1 protein-coding gene is annotated in these 212 nt (G+C 33.5%); it reads left to right on the forward strand.

Annotated elements, in window-relative coordinates; all coding sequences use genetic code 11:
* Window positions 1-2 precede the first annotated feature (2 nt).
* Window positions 3-212 (forward strand): MerR family transcriptional regulator (locus tag CWB65_RS19410; RefSeq protein WP_138741280.1); only part of this gene is annotated, 210 nt, incomplete at its 3' end.

Below are 212 nucleotides of genomic sequence, written 5' to 3' on the forward strand. Positions count from 1 at the left end.
AAATAGCCGAATTGTCTAAAAAAACGCGCTGCGCAAAACAAACGATTCGATATTATGAAAGAGAAGGATTACTGTTAAATCCAAACCGTTCAGAAGGTAATTTCAGGCTGTATGATAGTAAAGCACTTAAACAATTGGAATTCGTAAAACATTGTCGCAGCCTAGATATATCACTTAATGATATTAAACGTCTTATCGAAGTAAAAAAGAAG

Source organism: Pseudoalteromonas sp. S554 (assembly GCF_005930865.1).
Lineage (GTDB): Bacteria > Pseudomonadota > Gammaproteobacteria > Enterobacterales > Alteromonadaceae > Pseudoalteromonas > Pseudoalteromonas marina.